Source organism: Mycobacterium arosiense ATCC BAA-1401 = DSM 45069 (assembly GCF_002086125.1).
GTDB lineage: Bacteria > Actinomycetota > Actinomycetes > Mycobacteriales > Mycobacteriaceae > Mycobacterium > Mycobacterium arosiense.
The window spans coordinates 1-5,072 of the sequence record NZ_MVHG01000151.1 but is presented as its reverse complement, the minus strand read 5'-3'; the positions used below and the strand labels follow the sequence as shown (position 1 = coordinate 5,072).

The 5,072-nt window shown below is 70.1% G+C and carries 4 protein-coding genes and 1 pseudogene; all 5 read right to left on the bottom strand.

What is annotated here, in order from left to right:
• On the bottom strand, window positions 1-150 hold a 150-nt coding region (locus BST14_RS27425), incomplete at its 3' end, for a twin-arginine translocation signal domain-containing protein (RefSeq protein WP_142279651.1).
• A gap of 256 nt (window positions 151-406) precedes the next feature.
• Entirely contained in the window at window positions 407-1,798 is a 1,392-nt protein-coding gene (locus BST14_RS27420; protein WP_083067421.1) for an alpha/beta hydrolase, read from the bottom strand.
• Between the two features lie 172 nt (window positions 1,799-1,970).
• Entirely contained in the window at window positions 1,971-4,232 is a 2,262-nt protein-coding gene (locus tag BST14_RS27415) for a heavy metal translocating P-type ATPase (protein WP_083067420.1), read from the bottom strand.
• Window positions 4,229-4,441: a heavy-metal-associated domain-containing protein gene (locus BST14_RS27410; RefSeq protein WP_083067419.1), complete on the bottom strand. Its 213-nt coding sequence runs from the start codon at window positions 4,439-4,441 to the stop codon at window positions 4,229-4,231. The genes BST14_RS27415 and BST14_RS27410 overlap by 4 nt, the downstream gene beginning before the upstream one ends.
• Window positions 4,442-4,569: 128 nt before the next feature.
• Window positions 4,570-4,950 (bottom strand): annotated as a pseudogene (locus tag BST14_RS27405) (hypothetical protein); the annotation flags it as partial.
• Window positions 4,951-5,072 lie beyond the last annotated feature (122 nt).

The window sequence follows — 5,072 nt, the reverse complement described above, 5'->3', positions numbered from 1 at the left end:
GGCCTGCGGGGCGGTCGGCCCGGAGGTCGGTACGGCGCCCGGCGGGGTCTGGGCAAACGTGCGTGGCTGCGGATCGACGATCAGCCGCGCGGCGCCCACGCCGGCGACGACGGACGCGGCGAGCGATCCGAGGAACTGACGGCGGTTCATGACGGACAAGCGACCGCGTCGATCAAACGCTCGCGCGGGGAAGAAGATGGCGCATTCGGCCCGAGAATTCGTAAACGGATTGTGGCGCGCTGCGCGACGGGCCAGTCCCCGCGGGAACCGCCGTTGGTGCAAAACATCGAGGCCACAGCAGCGAACCGTACCATTCGCACAGCGAAGAACCCGGCTCCGCTACGGGAGGGTCAGCTGTGAATTTCGCCGATTCGGGCTGTTTCGGGTACGGGCCGGCGGGGCCGATTCAATGGGCTTCCCCGTCGGCCCGTTGCGGCAATTGCACCGGTTCGGTGTTGGGCGTGCCCAGCGTCGAGGCCAGCCACGGCAGTGCCGTGGCAAACGCTTGGGCGGCGAACGGCCAGTCGTGCTTGCCCGGTTGAGTGACCACCGCGCAGGCGATGCCGTTGGCGGTGCCGACGGCGCACAACGAGTTCGCGGCGGCGTCCTGTCCTTCGGGGTTGGCGGTCGGATCGCTGCTGGACGCGGTGAGCGTGGGATTGGCTTCCTGCGCGACGGTGCGTGTATCCGTCGATGAGGGAACGTCGAACCATCCCGACAGCCCGTCGTAGCGGCCGTGCTTCGTCATGACGGTGACTGGGTCGAAAGCGGCCCACGCGGCGTGATCGCCGCCGAACAGCCGGGCCACGGTTTGCTCCTTGGAGCCGCCGTTGGGCCCGCGGTCACCCGCGATGTCGACGAACGCTCTGAACAACTCGGGGTGCATGACGGCCAGATCCACCGCGCAGGTACCGCCCATCGACCATCCGGCGACGCCCCAGTTGGCGCGATCGGCGCTGACGCCGAAGTTCGACACCACGAAGGGCTCGATGTCCTTGGTCAGGTGATCGGCGGCGTTGCCGCGGGGGCCGTTGACGCACTCGGTGTCGTTGTCGAACGAACCGGTGGGGTCGACGAACACCAGCACCGGGGAAAAGCCGCGGTGTGCGGCCGCGAAGTTGTCGATGGCGGTGAACGCGCCGCCCGGGCCCAGCCAGTCGGCCGGGGTGTTGAACGCCGAGCTGATCATCATGACGGCCGGCAGCCGCGGCGGCGGATTGCTGTCGAACCAGGCCGGTGGCAGGTAGACGAGTTCTCGGCGGTGGGCGAAGTGGGAGCCGTTATCGTCGATGTCCACCGGCACCACCACCCCCTTGGTCGGCCTGGTTCCGGCGATCTGCATCTCGGTCACCCGCAGCCGGTCGATCTGGTCGGGCAGCGGCACCGACGTCAGCTGATTCCACGCGGCGAGCGCGGTGGGAAAGTAACCGACCCAGCCATTCAGCGCCATGCCGGCGCACAGGACGCACAGCGGTACCGACAGCACCGCCACCCCGCGCCGCCACCAGCGCGTGCCCCGCCAGCCCACCAGGAAGACGGCGGCGGCCAGGCCGCTCATCGCGATCCAGAGCCACAGCGTCGTCGGCGCCGGGTCGCCGGCCACCCCGAGCGAGGTGATGTACCACCGCGCCAGCAGGGTCACCGCCACGGCCGCGACCAGCGCCACGGGCAGCACCCGCTTGAGCCAGCTTGCGGCACGCCATTGGATCGCGAGGAGCAGCAGGAGCAGCGTCAGACCCTGCACGGCCGGCGGAAACCAGCCATGCAGCAGGGACAGCTGTCCGAAGAACTGCTCCAACGGCGTGACCTTCGCTAGTCGATCGCTGCGCGGGGGTGCGGTGAGTATCCAAGGGCCGGTCGGGGTCATCGACGACTGCGGCCGGACCAACTATCCCATACGATCGCGGCCCGTCAGCCGACCGCTTCTGCGTGTGGGCCGAGGAAAATCCGCCCGGCCCGGGCCGCCGCGCTCACGCGTCGTTGATGACGCTGGTGAACGTGCGCAGCCGCAAGCTGTTGCCCACGACGAGCAGGCTGGAGACGGCCATCGCGGCGCCGGCGAACATCGGGTTGAGCATGCCCAGCGCGGCCAGCGGGATGGCGGCCAGGTTGTAGCCGAACGCCCACAGCAAGTTGGCCTTGATGGTGGCCAGCGTGCGCCGGGAGAGCCGGATCGCGTCCACGGCGGCACGCAGGTCGCCGCGGACGACCGTGAGGTCGGCGGCCTGGATCGCGACGTCGGTGCCGGTGCCCATGGCCAGGCCCAGATCGGCGGTGGCCAGCGCCGCGGCGTCGTTGACGCCGTCACCGACCATGGCCACCACCTTGCCCTCCGATTGCAGGCGCTTGACCGCGGCGACCTTGTCGGCGGGCGTCGCGTCGCCGATGACCTGCGCGATCCCCAGCTCGTCGGCGACGCGGGACGCGACGTCTGCGTTGTCGCCGGTCAGCAGCACCGGCGCAAGGCCCAGCCGGGTGAACTGCCGGACCGCCTCGGCGCTGGACGGTTTGACGGTGTCGGCGACCACCAGGACGCCGCGGGCCAGGCCGTCCCAGCCGACGACCACCGCGGTCTTACCCTCGCCCTCGGCGCGGGCCTTGGCCGCGTCCAGCGCGGCGTCAAGGTGCATCCCGCGTCCGGTCAGCAGGTGTTCGCGCCCCACGACGACGGCGTGCCCCTCGACCGTGCCCTGCACGCCGCTGCCCTCGATTCCGGCGAAGTCGGCGGGTGCGGGCAACGCGCCGAGTTGCGTCGCGGCGCCCCGGGCGATTGCCCGTGCGACGGGATGCTCGGAGGCGTCTTCCAGCGCCCCGGCGTAGCGCAACAGCGTCATTCGGTCGGCGTGGGCCCCGGCGATGACGTCGAGCAGGGTCATTTTGCCGGTGGTAACGGTGCCGGTCTTGTCGAGCACGATCGTGTCGACGCCGCGGGTTGCCTCCAGCACTTCGGGCCCGTTGATGAGCACGCCCAGCTGAGCGGCGCGCCCGGTGCCGACCAGCAGGGCGGTCGGGGTCGCCAGCCCCAGCGCACACGGGCAGGCGATGATGAGCACCGCGACGGCCGCCGTCAGGGCGGTGGTGAGCGAGAAGCCCGCCGTGAGCCAGCCGACCAGGGTCGCCACCGCGAGGCCGATGACCACGGGAACGAACACAGCCGAGACGCGGTCGGCGAGGCGTTGCGCTCGCGCCTTGCCGGATTGGGCCCGCTCGACGAGCCTGGCCATCTGCGCGAGCTGCGTGTCGTCACCGACCCCGGTGGCGCGCACCACGAGCCGTCCGCCGGCGTTGACGGTCGCACCGGTGACGGCGTCGCCCGCACCGACCTCGACCGGGACGGATTCACCGGTCAGCATGGCGGCATCGACCGCCGAGGAACCCGCGACAACGATCCCGTCGGTGGCGATCCGTTCCCCGGGACGCACCACGAACTCGTCGCCGACCGCGAGGCGCTCGATCGGGATGCGGGTCTCGGTACCATCGCGCAGCACCGCGACGTCCTTGGCGCCCAGGGTCAGCAGCGTGCGCAGCGCGGCGCCGGCCGTCCGCCTGGACCGCTTCTCGAAATACCGGCCGGCGAGGACGAACAACGTAACACCCGCCGCGACCTCGAAGTAGACGTGGCACGGGGCGCCGTCGCGCCCGACGGTCAGCTCGAAGTCGTGCTGCATGCCCGGTTGGTCGGCGGTCCCGAGAAACAGCGCGTACATCGACCACAGAAACGCCGCCAGGGTGCCGAGCGAGACCAGGGTGTCCATGGTGGCGACGCCGTGCTTGAGGTTGGCCCAAGCGGCCGCGTGGAAGGGCCGGCCGCACCAAATCACGACCGGTGCGGTCAGGGTTGCCGAAACCCAGTGCCAGTGTGGGAATTCCCACACGGGAACCATGGCCATGGCGATGACGGGCCCGGCCAGCACGAGGGCGGCGATCAGCCGCCGGCGCAGCCAGGCCAGCTCCCGGTCATCGGGTGTCGAGCCCTGCGGCAGGGCGGCGGCGTACCCGGCCCTTTCGATCTCGCCGATGAGAATCCGCGGGTCGTAACCGGCGGGGGCGGTGACGGCGGCCTTCTCGGTGGCGTAGTTGACGGTCGCCGTGACGCCGTCGAGCTTGTTGAGTTTCTTCTCGATCCGGGCCGCGCAGCTGGCGCAGGTCATCCCGGTGATCTCCAGCTCGATGCGCTGCCCGGTGGGCTCGGGGCGGATGCCCTCATCGGTCTGCCGAGGGGGCGAGCTCATGCGACCAGGACGGCCTCATAGCCGGCCTCGTCCACCGCGCCGAGGACCGCATCCGCGTCGATGGGCTGTGCGCTGGTGACGACGAGCCTGCCCGTGGCGGCGCTGACCGCCACGTCATGCACGCCGGGAATCCGGGCCACCTCGCTCTGGACGGCGGCCTCGCAGTGCCCACAGCTCATCCCCATCACCCGATATTCGCTGGTGGGCATGCCGCTCCTTCTCGCGTCCCAAACAGGTCTTGGCACCTCCATTCTGCCTGCTCGGCCCACTGCGCTATTGCCGCAGGTGGGATCCACCGCCGATGTACCAGAGCTGGGGCGCGGTTTGGGCGTCCCTTTCAGTCGCGCACGAACTTGTCGAGCGGGTTAGAGCGTTCCAGCATGCCGTAGGCCTGTTCGCCGCCCCAGGTGTAGCGCACGCCGACCTGCTGCACTGCGGGGAATTGGGCCATCTCTTGTCTGAGGGCGTGCATGGAGTACATGTTGTCGTCGTGGTGGATATCGTGCGTGGAAAACACTGTCTCGCCGTCGATTTCGATGCGGCCGTCGGCGGGCTCCAGCACCAGCGGCACCTGCTCGCCCAGCGGGCGCAGCCGCGTGAGCCACGGCGCCTGCACCGCCCGGGCCGGGACCAGAGCGCCGTCGCCGGTGAAGACGAAGCCCTCGTGGTACGTGGGCTGGCCGTCCAGGCGGGGCGGGTACGCGATGTAACCGAAGGCCCCGGCCGCTGCCGAACACGAACATTCCAGATCCACAGAGCTAGATGTACCGAGTCATGAGATTGGTGTCAGTCGGCTGATCGGTGGGAGCCCGCCAAGTGCACTGTGACGCCGTTGAGTGT